At 32.7% G+C, this 20,788-nt stretch carries 16 protein-coding genes; 3 read left to right on the top strand and 13 right to left on the bottom strand.

Translation table 11 applies throughout. The annotated features are described in order from the left end of the window. Positions 1-53: 53 nt before the first annotated feature. The 12 genes from P2W75_RS07990 to P2W75_RS08045 form a co-directional block, all read right to left on the bottom strand. The gene (locus P2W75_RS07990; RefSeq protein WP_276379951.1) at positions 54-680 is read right to left on the bottom strand and encodes an MCP four helix bundle domain-containing protein; all 627 of its coding nucleotides are present in this window, start codon (positions 678-680) and stop codon (positions 54-56) included. 136 nt (positions 681-816) lie between these two features. After that, on the bottom strand, positions 817-2,541 hold the full coding sequence (locus P2W75_RS07995) for a sodium:solute symporter (RefSeq protein ID WP_207296192.1): 1,725 nt from the start codon (positions 2,539-2,541) through the stop codon (positions 817-819). 122 nt (positions 2,542-2,663) lie between these two features. Then, entirely contained in the window at positions 2,664-5,195 is a 2,532-nt protein-coding gene (locus P2W75_RS08000; RefSeq protein WP_276379952.1) for a PIG-L family deacetylase, read from the bottom strand. Positions 5,196-5,371: 176 nt separating this feature from the next. Then, a complete protein-coding gene (locus P2W75_RS08005; protein WP_276379953.1) occupies positions 5,372-6,994 on the bottom strand; it encodes a hypothetical protein in 1,623 nt (540 codons plus the stop codon). A 207-nt stretch (positions 6,995-7,201) separates the two neighbouring features. Then, positions 7,202-7,708, bottom strand: coding sequence for a hypothetical protein (locus P2W75_RS08010; protein ID WP_207296195.1), 507 nt, complete (start codon positions 7,706-7,708; stop codon positions 7,202-7,204). A gap of 194 nt (positions 7,709-7,902) precedes the next feature. After that, positions 7,903-9,735: a hypothetical protein gene (locus P2W75_RS08015; RefSeq protein ID WP_276379954.1), complete on the bottom strand. Its 1,833-nt coding sequence runs from the start codon at positions 9,733-9,735 to the stop codon at positions 7,903-7,905. Between the two features lie 82 nt (positions 9,736-9,817). Further along, positions 9,818-10,918: an AI-2E family transporter gene (locus tag P2W75_RS08020; protein ID WP_276379955.1), complete on the bottom strand. Its 1,101-nt coding sequence runs from the start codon at positions 10,916-10,918 to the stop codon at positions 9,818-9,820. Positions 10,919-11,035: 117 nt separating this feature from the next. Next, positions 11,036-11,566 carry a mechanosensitive ion channel domain-containing protein gene (locus P2W75_RS08025; protein ID WP_276379956.1) on the bottom strand — a complete coding sequence of 177 codons (531 nt, stop codon included), beginning with the start codon at positions 11,564-11,566 and terminating at the stop codon, positions 11,036-11,038. Between the two features lie 11 nt (positions 11,567-11,577). After that, positions 11,578-12,162 carry a Maf-like protein gene (locus P2W75_RS08030; protein ID WP_207296199.1) on the bottom strand — a complete coding sequence of 195 codons (585 nt, stop codon included), beginning with the start codon at positions 12,160-12,162 and terminating at the stop codon, positions 11,578-11,580. After that, positions 12,155-13,081 (bottom strand): geranylgeranylglycerol-phosphate geranylgeranyltransferase, encoded by a 927-nt coding sequence (locus tag P2W75_RS08035; RefSeq protein WP_276379957.1) that lies wholly within the window; start codon positions 13,079-13,081, stop codon positions 12,155-12,157. Before P2W75_RS08035 ends, P2W75_RS08030 begins: the two co-directional genes overlap by 8 nt. A gap of 80 nt (positions 13,082-13,161) precedes the next feature. Next, positions 13,162-13,689, bottom strand: coding sequence for an HAD family hydrolase (locus tag P2W75_RS08040; RefSeq protein WP_207296201.1), 528 nt, complete (start codon positions 13,687-13,689; stop codon positions 13,162-13,164). Then, positions 13,673-14,434 (bottom strand): Rossmann-like and DUF2520 domain-containing protein, encoded by a 762-nt coding sequence (locus P2W75_RS08045; protein WP_276379958.1) that lies wholly within the window; start codon positions 14,432-14,434, stop codon positions 13,673-13,675. Before P2W75_RS08045 ends, P2W75_RS08040 begins: the two co-directional genes overlap by 17 nt. 198 nt (positions 14,435-14,632) lie before the next feature. On the opposite strand from P2W75_RS08045, the gene ccsA reads away from it, so the two are divergent. The 3 genes from ccsA to P2W75_RS08060 all read left to right on the top strand — a co-directional run bounded on the left by ccsA (position 14,633) and on the right by P2W75_RS08060 (position 19,987). Beyond that, positions 14,633-17,824 (top strand): cytochrome c biogenesis protein CcsA, encoded by a 3,192-nt coding sequence (ccsA, locus tag P2W75_RS08050; RefSeq protein ID WP_276379959.1) that lies wholly within the window; start codon positions 14,633-14,635, stop codon positions 17,822-17,824. Between the two features lie 170 nt (positions 17,825-17,994). Beyond that, complete coding sequence (locus P2W75_RS08055) at positions 17,995-18,996, top strand: hypothetical protein (protein ID WP_276379960.1); 1,002 nt, start codon at positions 17,995-17,997, stop codon at positions 18,994-18,996. A 7-nt stretch (positions 18,997-19,003) separates the two neighbouring features. After that, positions 19,004-19,987, top strand: a complete 984-nt coding sequence (locus P2W75_RS08060) for a hypothetical protein (RefSeq protein ID WP_276379961.1) — start codon at positions 19,004-19,006, stop codon at positions 19,985-19,987. Positions 19,988-20,005: 18 nt separating this feature from the next. On the opposite strand, the gene P2W75_RS08065 is transcribed toward P2W75_RS08060, so the two are convergent. Next, entirely contained in the window at positions 20,006-20,734 is a 729-nt protein-coding gene (locus P2W75_RS08065; protein WP_276379962.1) for a DUF3667 domain-containing protein, read from the bottom strand. Positions 20,735-20,788 lie beyond the last annotated feature (54 nt).

The following is a 20,788-nucleotide window of genomic DNA, read 5'->3' on the forward strand; positions in this document are numbered from 1 at the left end:
AATTTCTAAATTCCAAAGCTTTCGGGTTTTGGAATTTTTTTTATGCTAGATTTTTAATTCAAACTAGGTGGTTCAGGAATTTTGATGGTTTTCTTTATTTTTTTGATTAAGAGATAAAAAGTAATACCTCCAAGAATAATCAGAAGCGCGATTTGAAGCTGTCCGAGACTATTGTTTTTGCTGTACATGTTGTTTGCTGCAGCCAGTTTTAGTTTGCCTTCTTCAATCTGAATCTGCGATAAAGCATCTAAAGTTTTTAGAGCTTCGGCACTTGAACTGGCAATTTTATTCCAGTTTTTATTTTCTACTTGATGATTTATTTCTTTGCAGGCGCTTAAAAATGTATCGAAGTATTGTTTTTCTTTATTTGTTAAAACAGTTTTGGCGTACAAATCATCAATATTGTGAATGATATTGAGTGTATGAATGATTTCGTCTTTTTTAATATTGTCGCTTAAATCTAATTTTTCAGCTTCGCCTTTTATAAAATGAAGCTGTTTGGAATATTGAAAAATATAATGTGCTACAACAAGACGGTCTTTGTAAATAGCATTAATATTTTCGTTTACGTTTTTGGAATTTTGTAGTGTATTGAAGTTTCCTAACAGAATCAAAAGCATTACAACTAATAAAACAAAAGCAGCTTTAGTTTTATTACTGTATTTCTTTAAGTCTTTCATAATGCTTTCTTTAAGAGTAACTTTCTCAAAGATAAAGATTTTGTGATAGAACTATAAACTTGTAGTTTTTAAAAATGCTCTTTTAAGTTTTCAAACTTAATAAAGAGCATTTTGTATTAGAATTGATTGTATTTTATTAGTCTAAAATTACCTGATCATCATTTGATTTTCCTCTAAAGAATAAAACCTGTAATAGAAGCGATAATGCAATAGTCAAAATTGCGCCAATGAAATTCAGCCATAAATAGCCTAATTTTTCCTGACTGTAAATCATGTAATAATAGATTCCGAAAATGGTCAGCTGGCTAATAATAGCACTGATAAACATTGGCTTTGCCTGAACTCTTTTTAGGTAAAATCCAACCAGGAATATTCCTAAAACGGTTCCGTAAAAGATAGAACCAATGATATTAACAAGCTGAATTAAGTTTTCAAATAAAGTTCCTACGCAGGCAAAAAGAATAGCGATAACTCCCCAAAACAAGGTAAAGAATTTAGTAGCATTAAGATAGTGCTTTTCTGATTTTTCGGTTTTTACATTTCTTTTGTAAATATCAATTGCAGTCGTAGAAGCCAAAGCATTTAATCCAGAAGCAGTTGAAGACATGGCAGCAGAAAGTATAACAGCCAATAATAAACCAATTAATCCTTTTGGTAAATAATGCAGAATAAAATGGAAGAAAACATAATCTTTATCATTGGTTTCGCTATTACTGTCGGCTCTTGAAATGATTTCTTTAGCGCGATCACGAAGATCTTTTTCTTTGTTTGATAATGTTACCAGTTCTTTACGCAAAATAGGATTATCGTAATCCTGATTCAACTGATCGATATACAATAGATTGATTACTTTTTTGTCTTCAGAAAGTTTGCTTAATTTTTTTTCTAAAGTATGGTATTCTTCTTTAAAAGCAGATTTTTCGATTACAATTTTATTGTTTGGATTGAAGTTTAGCGGTACCGGATTGAATTGAAAAAATACAAATACCATAACTCCTGTTAAAAGAATAAAAAACTGCATTGGTACTTTTAAAAGCCCGTTCATGATTAATCCCATCTGACTTTCAGCCACTGATTTTCCTGATAAATACCTTCCCACCTGAGATTGATCTGTACCAAAATAAGCAAGAGCTAGAAAGAATCCGCCGGTAATTCCGCTCCAGAAAGTATATTTTTCCTCTGGGTCGAATGAGAAATTCACGATATTCATTTTATCATTGGCACCCGCAATGTGCAGTGCACTTGTAAAAGTCATATCATTTGGAAGATAATGTAGAATTAGAAAAAAGGTAATAAACATTCCAGACATGATTACAAACATCTGTTGTTTTTGCGTAACGTTAACGGCTTTTGTTCCTCCTGAAAACGTATAGATAATTACCATAACCCCAATTATAATGTTCATTATGGTTAAATTCCAACCTAATAGTGCCGATAAAATAATAGCCGGAGCATAGATTGTAAGACCAGTTCCCAATCCTCTCTGCACCAAGAATAAAATAGCAGCAAGGGAACGTGTTTTTACATCAAATCGTTTTTCTAAAAACTCATAAGCGGTATAAATTTTATTTTTATGGTAAAGAGGAATAAACGTATAACAAATGATTATCATGGCAATTGGGAGTCCAAAATAGAATTGTACAAAGCCCATTCCGTCATGATAAGCTTGTCCTGGCGTAGATAGAAAGGTAATGGCGCTGGCCTGCGTGGCCATTACAGAAAGTCCAACTGTATACCAAGGTGTTTCGTTGTTTCCTAAAATGAAATCTTCTACATTTTTACTGCCTCGGGTTTTCCAAGAACCATAACCAACAATAAATAATAGCGTTACAATAAGTACGATCCAGTCAAATAGCTGCATAGGTTATGAGTATAATTGCATGATTAAGACAAAAATAGCAATGTAAATTGCATTAGCTACGAGAACATAGGTGTAGCTTTTTTTCCATTTTTTTGTTTTTTTAGGCTGCATATTCTAAAAATTTACTGCTTTAAATCTTGCTTTGGAGCTTCAAGCGGCTGCTTTAGCGAAATGATATTCGATAATAATCGATAGGCTCCAGAAACTCCTTCCGGTAATTCTCTGAAGAAACTCAAACCAGTGTAAATATAATATCCTTTTCCGTATGGAGCGACTAATAAGGCTCCATTTTTAGGTGATTCTCCTTTATCGTGCGATGAGATAATAGGAGTGAAGGCGGCATCATATTCATCTGGGTAATATAAGCCTTGTTCCTGTGTCCATCCTTCAAAATCTTTTGAAGTAATTTTGTTTGGCGTATTCAAAACCGGATGATTTGGAGCTAGAAATGTAATTTTAGCATTTTCTTCAGTTACGCGGTCATTTGATAGTTTTAATGGATAAGGCGCGATTTTATCGGTTACTAATTTACCGTATGTATTGTATTGTACGATCATGTTTTTACCGCTTTTCACAAAATTGAATAGAATATTTTGTTTGTTAGCCAAAGCATTTACAGTATTGTAAGCACGAATTCCAGTAATAACAGTGCTGAATGCATCTAGTTTTTCAGGAGTGATTTCTTCTGGTTTCAAAATAGAAACTTTATATCCCATCTGCATTAAACTTTCAGGAACTTCGTCGCCAGCACCCATAATATAGGCAATGGCATCGCCTGAAGTTTTTAAGTCAATTCTAATGCATTTTGACTCTGCAGGTTTTAAAACCATTTGTTTGGTGATATGACTAAAATCGATAATAGTTTGATCTCTGTCAAAACGTTTATTATCAACCACAGCCACACTTTTAGCAATAACTTCTTCAGGATTTAAAGGAGGTGTTACTTCAAAATAAAATATTTGCTCAGTTCCTTTTCTATCTAATGTAAACGGAATTTGTTTTGGAGAAATATTCCAGCTTTTAGGAAGTTCTAATTGTAAATTTCCTTGCACATTGTCTTTTCCAGCACGTACTTTTACTGGAATCATTTTGCTTTTCTGATCTCTAAAAACTAAAACTTTTTCTAAGATAGAAGTTGTAACTTCTGGCACGATATCAAGGAAATTATACATTTCGCCTTTTACGCCGTCATTGTATTTGTATACAACGGTACGTTCAAAAGGAATTTGGACGCCGTTTATTTTTACATTAAAAATTACTTTTACTTCTCTTATAATGTCAGGAATTCCAATGTTTTCCTGATTAGAAACAGTATACATTCCCACACTGGCTTTTTCTTTTAACCAATATGGCTGTGTATATTCGATATTGTTTGGAAGTTGTAACGAAAGATTGATTTTTTGATCGTTATTGTTTCGCAAAGCTACATTTTGGGTTGTTGTTTTATTATCTGGAAGTGTTGTAACACTTATTAACTGCATATCAACCGCACATCTGTTAATGGCTTCAAGACTTAATTTGATGGTACTTCCTGGAGTAGCTTCTTGCTCGCTTGCAACTGCTTCAAGATATAATCCTGAGCAAGAAGCAATGATGTTTTTAACGGCTTCTGCTTTTGTAGTTTTCCAATGACTGTCTTCTAGAGCTTCGATCATTCCATATACTTTTACCAAATCAGGTATGCTGGCAAATGGATTGTTGAAATTGTATTTTGAAATGATTGAGCTGATTAAATCTCCAATTGGTTTTCCGTTTTTTACGCGATTCCATGAAGTGTCTATTCCGTCAAATAAATCATCTTTATTGACTGGTTTTTCACCATTGATTAATTCCAGATATTCAGTTTCTTCACCACGAACTCCTGTGCTTCCAAATCCTTGTGATTGGTGGCGGCTGCGGCTTAAAGCGGCTATTTCCTGATTTGATTTTCCAATTCCAGTGTAATAAACACCTGTTTCTAGTTTGGTGAATTTGGATTTATTAGCTGCGTCGAATTTTTCCTGACTTCCATAAAACCACCATGAAGGATTAAAAAACTGACGTTTTACCTGCCAAGGCGTTACGTATTTTAATTGTTCAGGATAAATTTTAGGATCGTTTGTTAATTTGAAACTTTCCACGCTTAACATAGCTGACGATGTATGATGACCGTGCGTAGTTCCCGGCGAACGATGATCGAATCTATTAATAATAATATCCGGCTGAAATTTTCTAATTGTCCATACGACATCGGCAAGTACTTTATCTTTATCCCAGATTTCTAAAGTTTCGCTTGGATTTTTAGAAAAACCAAAATCATTTGCTCTTGAAAAAAACTGTTCTCCTCCGTCAATTTTTCGAGCTTCAATTAGCTCCTGCGTTCTAATAACGCCTAATAATTCACGGAGTTGCGGACCAATTAAGTTTTGTCCGCCATCACCGCGGGTTAAAGATAAATATCCGGTTCTGGCATTCATTTCATTTGCTAAATATGAAATCATTCGGGTATTTTCATCATCGGGGTGAGCTGCAACGTACAATACAGAACCTAAAAAGTTTAGTTTTTTAATTTGATTGTAAATTTCGACTGAGTTTGGTTTTTGCGGCTGCTGAGCAAATGAAGTTTGAAAACCTATAAAAAATAGAAGAAGAAATTGAACCTGTATTTTTCGCATGGTATAGTTAGTTGTTTTTTTGAAATAGCTTCAAAAATACTAATTATTTTACGGAACAGTATTTAAATGAAATGTTAATGCTTGATAATTTTCGTTCTAATTTGGTGTAAAAACTAAAAAGCCGTCAGTTTAATACTGACGGCTTTTATAGTAAATTGAAAATTTAAAAATCTCTTTTATTTTAATTTATTTTCGGTATCTACGTAACTTCCCGTAATTTTTACGTTGGTTCCCTTAGTAACTTTTCCGTAAATAGTGATAGAAGAAGTACTATTGACGAAATTAATGGTAGCACCGCTATTTAATCGTAAGTCTCCCCAGATCACAACAGAACCTTCAACATTCATGACTGCTTTGTCATTGATAATAAGTTCAGTTGGGTTTGTTTGCTGGTATTTACCTTGCGAGATGCTTCCTCTCATGTTAAATGTCCCACCACTGTTTAATGTTAAATTGCTTAAAACTGCTATAGAACCACAATGTGTTAAAACAGCACCAGAATTTACAATAGCCGAATTGATAGCAGTTGCTCCTTGATAAGATTTAATTTCATTTGAATTCAAAATCAAATCTCTTCCTTGATTATATAATCCGTAAGCAGCACAACTTTCGAAAGCTGTACTTGGTTTTTCCATTTTAATGATTTTTAAACCACCTGTTCCGCTTGCTACGTAAATATAATTTCCACTAGATTTTACGTAGTTTGAAGAACCTGCAATTCCTACAGAACCTAATAAATTAAGCTGATTTGCAGATTGATATACATTAAGGCCTAAAGCTCCGTTTGCAACAAAAGCATAACCATCATTAAAAGAAACAGCATTTGTTACGTTATCTTCTGCAGCAGTTGGAATGCCGAGAGTTTGCAATTTTGATCCGCTGTTAATGTCGTAAACACCAAGACCGTTTTTTCCTTCAGAAACAAAAAGTTTTGTTCCGTCAATATCCATTGTTCTTTTTGCGCCGCTTACATCTGTAGATGTTGAAAAGCTTTTTTGTAAGGCAAGCGTTGTTTGGTTGTATATATTAACTCCCTTAGTACCACTTAAAGTAACAATTTTATCGCTAGTTAAAGCAATCGAGCGTAAATCAGCTACAGCTACTTTTCCGGTAACGGCTTTAGTAGAACTGCTTAGTTTAAATAAACTTCCGTTATCTCCTGTTACAGCAAAATAATTAGCAGTATTAGATGCTACATCTGTGGTAACTCTGCTTTCTAAATAGTTTGTTTTTAATTTATCTGTAAGAAGCCCTGAGCTTAATTCCATATTAAATGCAATAGCTGGGTTATTAGTTAAAAGTGGGTCTTTATCTACATCTTTTGCAGCTCCAATAATTAAGTTTGAACCAGAGAATGTAAGAGAGGTAATATCAGTATTAGGGATTAAAGCCGATGTAACTAATTTTGGTTTGTAAGGATCTGAAACATCAATAACATCAATTGCACCCGAATAGGCATCGCCACGCATAATGTATGAAACATACGCATAATTTCCGTTTACTGTAACATGACTGGCTTGTAAAGTTCTTCCATTTGCATCAACCGGCGGTTTTACCTCTGCAATTTGTACTAATGGGAATGTAGTAGATGCTGCAGCTGCCATTTTTCCTGTTGCATTAATGTTCTCGATTGCAACTACTCCAGAGTTTGTTAAATCAAGTCTTTGATTTAAAGTGGCTTGGTCTGTAGTAATCGTAATGCTATTCGTAGACTGGTTGTCGTTTGAATCATCACTTTTGTCGCAAGCGATGAATAATGACATTGCTAAAAATGAAAGTAAATAGACATTCTTTTTCATAAATTGTTTTTTGATTTTTTAAATTCGCGGCAAAGATACGGTATAATTATAGTAAGATCAGACTTTTTTCTTACGAAACTTACTGCTTTACAGGTATTTATATTAAATATACAATGTTTTAACAAATCAACTGGAAATAAAATCATAAAAAAAGAGAGTATCATGTGTTTGATACTCTCTTTATGCTGAAAACTAGTGAATTAGATTTTATCTTCTTCCGTGGCCATGACCATGTCCGTGTCCGTGGTCATCGTGATCATGATCGTGTTTATCGTGGTGTCTATCGTGTTTGTCATAGTGTCTATGACGAGGCTCGCTGTATCCATACGCAGGTCTTGGTTTGTAAGGTCTTTGTGCTGGTCCATGATATCCTCTATAGTATTTTACTTTATGACGATCAAAGTACACATATGGGGTTCTTCCGTGGTAATCGGTTAACACTACTTTATAACCTCCATATAAATCGTAATTTCTGTATTGTCTTGGTAAGTAGGTGGTTCTAACCCATTTTCCTCTTCCATAATAAATAAACTGTGCAGAACGTACATCATAGTAGGCTTCAATGTCTGGCAGATAGTAGTATTCCATTTCTGTGTATCCTGCAGGTCCCCAAGCTGGAGGAGTACCTATATTAACGTTAACAGATACCTGAGCTTGTGTGGCATTTGCAACCAAAAGAAATAATCCGGCGATTGCTAACTTTATCGTTTTCATCTTTTCTAAAATTTAAATGTTAATCTTGTATAGGGAATTCCATATACCGTGCCAAAAATAAAAAAAGAAATGTATTACGTCGAATAAATATGTAGTTTCGTCGATTGAGTTATTTTGTAATTGTTGTGTAAAACAATGATATTTAAAGATTTAAGTCGCTAAAAAATATTTCGAAAATTTCTAATTTATTTTGATTATTTATAATCAACAATTCGTGGTTTTGCGAGTTCAAAACTTTGCAATCCGTAGTCGGTTGTTTCAAAAGTATTGGTTTTGAAAACATTATCACCCTGATATGGAATACTAGGATAATAGGAAAGAGAAAGCTGAAAGGAACTGAATACTAAATAGTCATTACTGATTAAAAGTCCTAAAGTGATTTTTTGATACGGTTTATTCTTAATCATGGCATCATTTTGATTTCCCAGGATAGCGAATGAATAATTAAAGAAAGGATTTAAACGAAAACCTAATAAGGAATGAGGTGAATATGTCTGTGTTTGCAGCGAAAGTATCATTTTGCTTGTTCCGTAAATCGCACTATTAAAACCAGCAATTCCGTTCTGTTCGTTTAAGTTAAGCTGGTCGCCAATAATATTTTCACGATTTATTCCTAAAACAAATTTTGGATTAAAAAACTGTCTTAATTTCCAATTTCCTATCGTATATAGTTTTGTAAAATAATTAGATTCAACCAAGAAAGCTGTATCATAGGTTTTAGATTGATGGATGAAGGTTCCGGCTTCAAAATTAAAACTCAAAAATCCTAACCTATAATAGTTTCCAAAAGAAAACTGCGCTCCAACATAAGGTCTCCAAAAAGTGTTTTTATATTGATAACCAAAGGTAATTCCGTAGATTCTTCCAATCGGAACGTCTTCGGTCTGGCCGTTTCTAAAAATGTAATTGTCTTTGATAAATTTACGCCTGTTAAGACCAATTCCCATTAAGAGTAATTTTTCGCTGGAATAAAAATTTGTGGAATCGTACAATGAATCTGGTGATTCGGTATAATCAACATTCAAAAATCGAGCTGTAGTAACTAAATTTGTAATCGCTTCATTATCATCTTCATATACTTTCGTGGCTTTACCCACCCAAAAATCCTGAAAATTATTTTTAAATGACTGAAAAGCATAACTTAAATCAGGTGCTTGAAGAGTGTCCCGTCTATAATTTTGCCCAATGAAAACTCCGCCTGCCCATTTGGTAAGGGGAGAATAGAAATCTCTTTCCACTTTAACACTTTTGGTATAATTGTTATCGAGATCCATATTATAATGCAGTACCGTTCCTATATAGGTATTTAAAATATTGGGAACTGTATACGTCATTTCGTTACCATTTGCACCATCGTCAAACCTATTGGTAAAACGATATTCGAGCTGCTGTCCGGTTCCGAAAAAATCTTTTTCTTTAAATCCAGCCGAAACACGACTGCTTGAAATTGAAAATCGAGGAATGGTACTCCACGAATCGAGAACACGAATAGTAACATCAACGGAGTCAGAGGCTGCACCTACAATTTCATTTGTTGTACGAACTGCTGTAACATATCGCTGCGCACGAATTAAACGTTCTGATTCCTGAACTTTATAGGAATCATAAGGTGTGTTTTTTCGAAATAAAAGCAGGTTGTAAATCGCAAACTTTTTAGTTTTAAGATGAAGTCTGTTTCCGGTTCTTTCTCCCCAATTTCGCGGCATTGCTGTAGTGTCTACAACCGAATGTCCGAAAGGATCGAGTGTTATAATATTTATTTTTCGAATGATTTTGCCTTCAAAAGTTCTATTGTTATCAACCGGTTCAATTATTTCTCTTTTTTTAGGTTTTTTAGTTCTGAAAAGAAGTTTATGAAGCGTTTGCGTGAATTTATTTTTTTTCGAATAATTTTTGATTTTCGTATAAATCTCGGTACTGTCCTTTTTCGGAGCCGTATCCTTTTTTGTCTTATCAGTCTGAGCGTTCAGGCTTTGAAAACAAAAGCATAAGAAAATAAAAACAACTATTTTTAAAGTTTGACGCATTCAGAGGTAATTAGAATTTTTAGGCGGATTATGATATGAATTTACTATAAATAGAAAGATGATTTTAGAAATTAACAGATTTTTAGTTTTCTGTTTTTACTTTGCGTACTCTCCATGCAAACCTTCGCGGAATATGATTTCCCATAAGATAGCCCCAGGGTTCTAAAGATTCAATTCGGTCAAAAATAATTTTTAGAATTGCTAGTAGTGGAATCGCCAAAAACATACCTGCAATTCCAGCTGCTGCACCGCCTACAATAATTCCCATAATTGAAACAAAAGCATTGATTTCTACCTTTGAGTTAATAATTAATGGAACAAGTAAATTGTTATCAATAAATTGAACAATAATATTGACAATCAAAATTCCTAAAATAACCGAAGTTTCACCAGAACCGGTAAGCGAAGCTAAAACGGTAATAATTCCAGCTACCGTAATCCCGATATAAGGAATAAGATTCAGGATTCCTGTAATTAATCCCAATAGAACAAAGTATTTGATGCCAATAATCCAAAGTCCAAGACCTGTAAGTATTGAAACAACAATCATTTCGATTAAAAGGCTTACTATATAATTATTGATAGAAACTTTTATTTGAGAAAGAATATCTTTTAAAACAGCATGGTTTTCTTTGTAAATTAATTTGGCAAAAAACAGTTTGAAATGCTCTTTATAGATCAAAAACAAAAATGTATAAATGATAATAATGGTGCTGTCCAAAAGTACATCGCTTACGGAAACTATAAAAGAACCTAATTTTGCCTGTCCGTTTTTAACCGAATCTTGTGTTACACTATTCAAGTACTTTTTTTGTTCACCAATGCTTACCTGAAAATTTTCTCGTATAAAATTATGAATTTGAATAATAAATGAATTAGCGTTCTTTTTTATTGTTTCAAAGTCATTTGCCATATAACTAACCTGATAGGATATAAAAACAAGAATTCCGATAATGAAAGAAAGAAAAATTGCCATACAAATAATAGCCGCCAAATGTCGGGGAAGTTTAAGTTTGGTATTTAAAAAGGTAAAGACAGGAAGCAGTAATACGGCAAATAAAAATGCCATCAATACTGGAGTCAGAATATCTTTAGCAATACAAAATATATAAGCAAACGAAATTAAACTTACTAATATGCAGGCCAATTTTGCATAAAAAGGCAATTTTAGAGGTTGAATCATTTTTGATGAAATTTTATTAAATAAATGTAAAATGGTTAAGCAAATTTTACGATTTCTTTAAATTAAATCGTTCTAGCTTTTCCGCTTTACTTTATAAAATTTCCATTCAAAAAATAATTAATCGTAAAATTCTCTTTCTTCGTGATGAGTAGGAAGAATCGAAATCCCTTTTTGAAGTAAAAGGTTGTTGGGAAAAATAATTTTTTCTCCGTCTTTGGTTTTTAGATTTACATGAAAAGTGCTGATGTCTTCAATCTCAGCTTCAATAGGAAAATCTTTGTCGTGAATTTTTATAGTATCTCCAATCCTAAATGGAAAAGAGAAAAACAAAACCATTCCTGAAGTAATATTGCTTAATATCGACCATTGTGCAAACATAGCAACACCAATTACGGTGGCAATTGACGAAACGGTAATAAAAATATCTTTGGTGTCTACTCCCCAGATTACAATCAGACTTATGGTGACCAAAATATTCATTAAGATGTGAATGTATTTGATTACTAAATTAGTACGATGTTCTAATAAGTGACTTGTATTGGCATAACGGCGTATTAGTTTTGCCACAATCATTCTCAGCGCTATTAAAATAATAAGCAGAATTATAGTGGCAAATATTTCTTGAGTGTATTCTTTAAACGAAAACATAATCTAAATTTTTACACTAATGTACTCAAATATTCATAAACTTTGGCTGTTGGAAGCCCCATTACATTGGTATAAGAACCTTCAACTTTTGTAACTGCCATGAAACCAAACCATTCCTGAATGCCGTATGCACCTGCTTTATCATAAGGTTTATAGTTTTCGATATAATATAAAATAGCTTCGTCTGATAATTCTTTGAAAGTTACTTTCGTTACGTCATGCAAAAGGGTAGAACCGGTATTCGTTTTAAAACAAACCGATGTAATTACTTCATGAGTAGTATTTGACATTGATTTAATCATTTCAAATGCCTCTTCGGCGCTTTTAGGCTTTCCTAAAGCTTTGTTCTGATGCCAAACGATTGTGTCACTTGTAACTAATATTTCGTTTTCTGAAAGATCACCGTCAAATGCAGAAGCTTTTAATTCAGCTAGATAATTGGTGATTTCAACTGCTTTTAATTCAGGGGGATAGATTTCTTCAACATCTTTTACACGGATTTCAAAATCAAGATCTAAATCCTTAAAAAACTGCTGTCTGCGAGGCGATCCCGAAGCAAGAATGAGTCTGTATTTTTTTAGTTTTTCTTTAAGCATTGTATTTGTGGTTCAGAAAAATGATTAGAATAGATAAGATTCCGAAGAATAAAATTAGTTTTAAAATCGTACTTAAATGATGAAAATCTTTTTGCGTTTTGGCTCCAAATATTTTTACTATAAAGTATAATAAAGGGGCTAAAACAAAAGCAAAAGAATAAAATGTTACGATTAAAAGATTATTTTCAAAAAAATATTTAGTGGTATATAGAAGCAGTAAAATAAAGGCCATAATCGCCGTAGCTAATGCAATTTTTGCTGCGCGGCTTTTTCCAATGGCAATTGGTAAAGTATTCATTCCTTGATTATAATCTCCGTCTACATCTTCAATATCTTTAACTATTTCTCGTATAAAATTAATGATAAAAGCAAATAGGGCATAATCTAACAAAATGGAGAAAAGACTTGCCATCTGCGCTTGATTCTCGGATGTTGTTGCTGGAAAAAGATCAAAAACACCAATTATAAGAACACTTGCAGCAAGAAGCAAAGCAACCACTACATTTCCAATAATCATGATTTGTTTCAGATTGGTAGCATAAAAATACAGAAGAGAAGCAATAAAAATGAAAAGAGAAGCAAACATGGGCCTCATAATTACATTTGATAAATAAAATCCTAGTGCAACACCAGTTATATTTAATCCGATGTAAATATTGTAAGCTCTTGTTTCTGAAATTCCTCTGCCTACAACGACATCGTTTGGCTTGTTGATCGTGTCGCTTGGAATGTCAAAAATATTGTTTACCACATATCCAGCGGCGGCAATTAGAACTGTGCTTAAAACCAATAGTCCGTACTGCCATTCAGCCAATGCTAACGGAACATCTTGCTGCGCCAGGAAAACATAACGAAACAAAACCTGCATGAAAGCAAGCATTAGTAGATTTTTATAACGAATAAGTTTTAGGTATTTCATTTTTTTAGGTTGTAAGGGGCTAAGGTTTTTTATTACTGAGACTGAATACTGCAACTGTAAACTGTGATAGTGGCCAAATCTTAATCGTGTTGTCCGTTAAAATGTTCCATCCATTTACCTTGAACTTTCATCACTTGTTCGATAACATCTCTCGCGGCGCCTTTTCCGCCTTTTACATGAGAAATATAGCGACAGATATTTTTAATTTCGGGACTTGCATCTTGCGGACATGTTGGCAAACCTACTAATTTCATAACGTGATAATCAGGAATATCATCTCCCATATATAAAACCTGCTCTGGTTTGATATTGTTACTATCTGTGTATTCTTTAAAAGTTTCTACTTTATTAGGAGTTCCCAAATGAATATCGGTAATTCCTAAATTGCGAAGTCTTACTCGGACACCTTCGTTACTTCCGCCAGAAATAATGCAAACGTTGTAACCGCTTTCTACAGCAGCTTTCATAGCGTAACCATCACGAATATTCATTGTTCGAAGAATTTCTCCTTCTGTGGTTACAAAAACTGAACTGTCTGTAAGTACGCCGTCAACATCAAAAATAAATGTATTGATGTCGTTCATTATTTCTTTATAACTTTTTGCCATTATTCTGTATAGATTGTGTTAGTATTTTATAAATATTTTTTTGATTTTCGTCTGTAATATAATCCAAATGCGCATCGGTCGTAACCGAATCATGGCGTTTTGCTGGTCCGGTTTGAGCTTCAGCAGGATTTAAAGTTTTTATTTTATCAGCTGTTTCCTGAATCAACGGTTTTAAAATCTCGAAAGGAACCTGATGTTCTTCACAAATTTCCTGACCCAGCTGGTATAAGTGATTCGTAAAGTTATTTACAAAAACGGCAGCAACATGTAAAGCTTTTCGCTGTTCAGAACTGATAGAAAAAACAGCATTTGAAATACTTTTGGCTGTTGTTTCTAAAATATCATAATCTTCTTGATTATCAGCTTCTAAACAAATCGGAATGATGGAAAAATCGACAGCTTTATTTTTAGAAAAAGTCTGCAGCGGATAAAAAACGCCTTTTCTATTTTTAGAATCCAAAACATCAATTGAGGTAGTTCCTGAAGTATGAACCACTAATTTATTCTCAAACGGAATCTGTTTTGAAACCTCAGAAACGGCATTATCTGAAACCGAAATGATATATAGATCGGTTTCTTTTAAAGCAGAAAAATCGGTTATAATTTTCTCTGCATCAAGTAAATGCGTAAGAGCTTCTTTTTTTCTGGAAAATGCCTGTACAATTTCAACAAGAGAACTTGCAGAAAAAGCTTTAATTAAATGCTGTGCCACATTTCCAGAACCGATAATGGTGAGTCTAATCATATCGCAAAATTAGTATTATTTTTTATAAAGGCTAGAACGAAGTTCTTTAAAAGACAATTTATAAAGCTTTCAAATTTTAAGAAATTTAAAATTATATTAAGTATTTCATTTTTGGTTTTTATTAACAAAAGACACGGACTTCAAATCAACATTTTTAAGTACTTTTGTCGCACTTTTATACAATGTAATCCCTAAGAAATGGATAAAAAAATATTCTCTTTTTTGTTTTCTACACGTTTAATGGCCGTTCTTTTTTTAACATTCGCAATTGCAATGGGTGTTGGAACTTTTATCGAAAGTAAATACAATACTGATACAGCCAGAATTTTAATTTATAACACATGGTGGTTTGAGGCAATTATGGCCATTTTTATGATTAACTTCTTCGGAAATATCAAAAGATACCAATTACTTAAAAAAGAAAAATGGGCAACTTTATTACTTCATATTGCCTTTGTTTTTATCATATTAGGAGCTTTTATTACCCGATATATCAGTTATGAAGGTATGATGCCAATTCGTGAAGGAGCAGCTGAAAATCAGATTTATTCAGATAAAACATTCATCACCATTTTTGCTGATGGTGAATATAAAGGAGAAATGAAACGCCGCGTTTTCGAAAAAAGTCTTTTGCTTTCTCCAGTAACCAATAATGATTTTACAATTTCAGGAAAATTTGATGAAACTCCATTTGAAGTTTCGTATTCAAATTATATAATGGGAGCTAAGGAAGTCGTAAAACCAGACCCAAAAGGGACTTTATACCTTAAATTAGTTGAAGCCGGTGCAGGCGGACGAGAAGAGCATTATCTTAAAGAAGGTGAAGTTCAAAACATTCACAACGTATTATTTGCTTTAAATAAACATACAGACGGTGCCATTAATATTAATACAACTACTAATAATTACACCATTCAAACTCCTTTTGAAGGTGAGTTTATGCGAATGGCAGATCAGTTTAAAGGAAAAGTAACTAAAGATGATGTTCAGCCTTTAATGATGCGTTCTTTATACAGCATTGGCGATATTCGTATTGTTTTTCCAGAACCACCAATGAAGGGAAAAATAACTTATGAATCTAATAATGATTTTAAAGCAAAATCACATACAGATGGTTTAGTAGTTAAAGTTAAAGCAGAAGGGCAGGAGAAAGAAGTAATGCTTATGGGTTCAAAAGGAAGTATTGGAGAGCCTAAAACAGTTAAAATTGGAAACATCGAATATTCTTTATTCTTTGGAAGTAAAGCGTATATTTTACCTTTTAAAGTTCGTTTAAATGATTTTATTGCCACTAAATACCCTGGAACAGAAAAAAGTTATTCGGCTTTTGAAAGTAAAGTAACAGTTATAGATTCTACAGAAACATTTGATGCTGATATTTATATGAACCACGTTTTAGATCACAAAGGATACCGTTTTTTCCAATCTTCATTTGATCCAGACGAAAAAGGAACTGTTTTATCAGTAAACCACGATTTCTGGGGAACCTCAATTACGTATTTAGGATATTTTATGCTTTTCTTTGGTCTAATGGCCATTATGTTTACAAAACATTCTCGTTTTGGAGATTTGAAAAAGAAACTAGAAAAAATTCAGCAGAAAAAAGAAAAACTAATCACAATTCTTGTTTTAATGATAAGCTTGAGTGGTTTTGCGCAACAAACTCCTCATGTACATTCACACGATCACAATCATAGTGCAGATCCGAATGATCATGCAAATCACGTAACAGCACCGCCAAGCCAGAAACAATTAGATTCTTTGCTTACAATTTATAAAGCTCCAGAAGCTCACGCCGCAAAATTTGGGCGTTTGATTATTCAGGATGCAGGAGGAAGGATGAAACCTATTAATACATTTTCATCTGAATTACTTCGAAAAGTAAGTCATAGCGATACGTATAATGGAATGAATTCTGATCAGGTATTTTTGTCCATGACGCAATATGCTCAGGTTTGGATTCAGATTCCGCTTATTTATATTAAATCAGGAAATGATAGCATCCGTAAAATCATCGGAATTGAAAAAGAAGCAAAATACGCTCCTTTTGTAAAGTTTTTTGACGAACATGGAAATTATAAATTATCACCGTATTTAGATGCAGCTTACAAAGCAGGAAATCCAAATCAGTTTGAAAAAGATTTTATTGAAACGGATAAAAAAGTAAATTTAATGGAATCTGCTTTAAGCGGAAGTATTCTGAAAATTTTTCCAGTTCCAAATGACCCAGGAAATAAATGGGTTTCTTATTTAGAGAGAGAACATGGTGCTTTTAAAGGCATGGATTCTACTTATGTAAATCAAATTCTACCTTTGTATTTTAGCGCTTTAAATAACGGTTCGATTTCGAAAAACTTCGATACAGCAGATAATTTAGTAGAAAGTATCAATGGTTTTCAAAAGAAATTTGGAAGTAAAGTTCGTCCAAGCGAGCAAAAAATTGATGCCGAAATTGCTTATAACAAATACGATGTTTTCAAGAAGCTGCCATATTGGTACATTACAGCCTCTATTTTTATGCTCATTTTTGCGATTGTAAATATCTTTTTTGAGAAAAAATGGCTTCGAATTACAGTAAATGTTTTCCATATTATTGTTGGACTTTTATTTCTCCTTCACACATTAGGCTTAGTGGCACGCTGGTATATCTCAGGGCATGCCCCTTGGAGTAATGCTTACGAATCAATTGTTTATGTAGCATGGGCAACGATGTTCTTTGGATTGGCTTTCGATAGAAAATCTAAACTTACTGTTGCTTCTTCAGCGTTTGTGACAGCGATGATTTTGATGGCGGCTTACATGAACTGGATCGATCCGGAAATTGCTAATTTACAGCCTGTTCTTAATTCGTATTGGTTAATGATTCACGTTGCTGTAATTGTAGCGAGTTATGGACCTTTTGCATTAGGAATGATTTTAGGATTTGTAGCATTGCTATTGATTTTCTTTACAAATGAAAAGAACAAAGCCAAAATGGATCTTCACGTAAAAGAGATTTCATATATTAACGAAATGGCGCTTACAATTGGTTTAATTATGCTTACGATTGGTAACTTTCTTGGAGGACAATGGGCAAATGAAAGCTGGGGACGCTACTGGGGCTGGGATCCTAAAGAAACTTGGGCATTAATCTCAATTATGGTATATGCATTTGTAATTCATGCAAGATTTGTTCCTGCATTGCGAGGAAAATGGTTTTTTAATTTAATGAGTATGTACGCTTTCGTTTCGATTTTGTTTACCTACTATGGCGTAAACTTCCACTTGGTTGGTCTTCATTCTTACGCAAGTGGTGAAGCACATTCATTAAACTGGATTTACTACTGCTTAGGAACTATATCTATTATTGGTGGTATAACATATTCTAAATACCGTAAGTTTTATAAATAAACAGATTTTTAAAATATAAAAAAAGGCTCAACAATTACGTTGAGCCTTTTTGATTTATTTATGGAAACGTTTATTGTAGATTAATTTGTTCTTAGCAAATAAATACAATATAAAAGAAAAAACTTACAAAATATTTTTACTTTTGCAGCATTCTTAAGTAAAAATGTGCTATGAACAAGAAACCAAACTTAGTTATTGTTATTCAAGGTGATAAATACTTTGACTTTTTTAAAAATGAAGTTCAAGAAATCTGGCCATCCCATTCCATCTATTTTTTAGTAAATTATTCAGGACCCATTATATATAAATTTGATTATACTAAAGATATAGAAGGCTTAACTTTTCCTCATATTGCTGAACCTTTGTGGAAAACTGAAGGAAAAGATACTGGATTTGTCTGGCATCTTGAAAACAAAGAGGTTACTAAGACAGATTATAGCAATACTTCTATTCTTAAATCTGCTGAAAAAATTGTCTATATGTCTTTTCTAGGTGTGTCTCTAGCAATTGCATTTCAAGTGCTTATCGAGCAAAGTCTGGGAGATATACTGACGGACAATTATTTATTCTGCCACCCCAAAAGTTTTGACAAAAAGGATATTCTTTTTTCTTTAAATAATCAGAAAACTAAAGATGACCCAATTTTCCAAGAACAGTTAAAATTGGATACTGCCAAGCGTTATTTTGAGTATAATTTCAATTTTAATTCTTGTATACTTTTTAAATCTGCTTTGACAAAAGCTGAGATTGAATTCGAAAATTTTGTTTTTACAAAATACGTTTTGCAACTTTTCTTTCGACTTCAAAATCTATCTGATTTTAGCGAACATGATGTTGTTGATATAGTATATAATTGGAAAGGAACAGGTTTATATCCAGAAACTGGTAGTCCATATTCAGGTACGATGATTGAAAATTTATGCCAAGCAGGAATAATAGAAGACAATGGACAAGGTGTCTTAGATAATAAACGCTATGATATTTCAAAAAAGGGAAAAAATCTGTTTAAATATATGAGTCCAGATTGCAAAGATATTGACCAGCCAGGAAAATTACTTCAATGGCAGCAAAACTGGCCAGAATCTAAACAAGAAATGGATCGATATCTAATTGATTTCTTTACCAAACAAATGGAGTTTATGTCATCTTTTGAAGTTCAAAATAATAAATAAAAGTAATATGAAAACTCAAAAGCCTACTATAGTATTTGTAATTATTTTTCAATCTTGTCTTAATCTTTTCAAAGGTAAAATTCGAAAAAAATGGCCCAATCATTCCATCTATTTTCTTGTAAATCCTTCCGTACCAATTCTAAATGAATTTGATTATCCAGAAAATAAAAATCTATTATTTCCCTACATAACAAATCCTATATGGAAGAGTTGTGGAGAAGATATAGGATATGTATGGCATCTTGAAAACGAAGAAGTTGTTAAAACTAATTACAGTACTACTGAAATACTCAAATCAGCTGAAACATTTTCTTATATAGGTTCCTTAGGCAGTTCAGATGCAATTGCATTTTACACCCTTATATTATTAACTTTTGGAAAATTTGAAAAGCCCTATTTATTCTATTATCTCGATGATTTTGGAGACAAAGCTATCGCGTTTTCTCTGAATAATCCTTTAACAACTGATCATCCACGTTTTCAGGAAAAACTTAATCATGGTTTGGCAAAGCGCTATTTTGAATATAATTTTAATTTTAATTCGTGTGTATTATTTAAACCTATTTTAGAACAAGTGGGATTAGCAGATAGCGATTTTGTATTTACTAAATATGTTTTACAACTTTTCTTTGCACTAGAATATTGTTCCAACTTTACTACAAAAGATTTAGTTACTATGATGGAAAATTGGAGTGGCACAGGATTATATCTGAACTGTTCTATAGGAAGACCACATTCTTATCATTACATTTTTATGCATTTAATTAATAATGAATTAATTGTATATAATGGAATTGGTGAAAATGATGATAAACAATATAATCTTTCAGAGAGAGGAAAAGCCCTTTTAAAATTAATCAATCCAGATTGCAGAGATATTAATTTAGGCGGTAAAATAGATCTATGGCAGGAAAACTGGCCAGAATCTAAACAAGAAATGAATGAATATCTAATTGATTTCTTTACCAAACAAATGCAGTTTATGTCTTAAGAATTTAGCATCCTTAAATTATAATTTACCACTTATCGCTAAAACGATGATAAGCACTATCATAAAGCATATTAAGAAAATAATATGACTTAAAATCGATAACAATAACGCTTTGATTCTGGAAATTTTATCGAAGAACTGAATATTCGTCCAAAAAATCAGAATCAGTCCAATTAGATACAATATAAAAGTAAACTTTTGCGCGTATGGTGTTTGGTTTACATAAATAAGAATTGGAAAAGTTAAAAGCTGTACAAAAAGCCTTTGGGCAGCTTTAAAAGTATTCAGTACAAAAAATTCGACATAATTATAACCTTGTTTTCTAAAAACAACATAGGTTCCAATAGTATAAAGCGGAATCGTTGCGACTATAAGCCATGAAAAATGAGAAGCTTCCCATTCGTTAAATTTATTATAATCCAAATTTGAAGTTGAAGCCGCTGGATATACATTAATATGAAAATAATGGTATAAAGCGCCATAAAGGGCAGCCAGAACTACTACAAGCGACAATGGTTTAAAATGACGTACTCTTTTACCTTCTATAAATTCTCGTATTGAATCTCCTGGCCTTGTAAAAAGCTGTTTTAAAGAATATAAAATCCCTTTATCAAAATGCAGCAAACCATGTTGAATATCATGCCATAAAAAATGTGCATTTATTTTATGCGTATCGGCAGGTTGTCCGCAATTATTACAATAATGTCCTTTAAAAACTTGATGACAATTTTTGCAGATGATTTCCATACATTTTATCGTTTTTAAATTAAATAATTCTAGTTTTAAATTCCGTTTATACAA

The sequence above is a fragment of the Flavobacterium sp. H4147 genome (assembly GCF_029360735.1).
Taxonomy (GTDB): domain Bacteria; phylum Bacteroidota; class Bacteroidia; order Flavobacteriales; family Flavobacteriaceae; genus Flavobacterium; species Flavobacterium endoglycinae.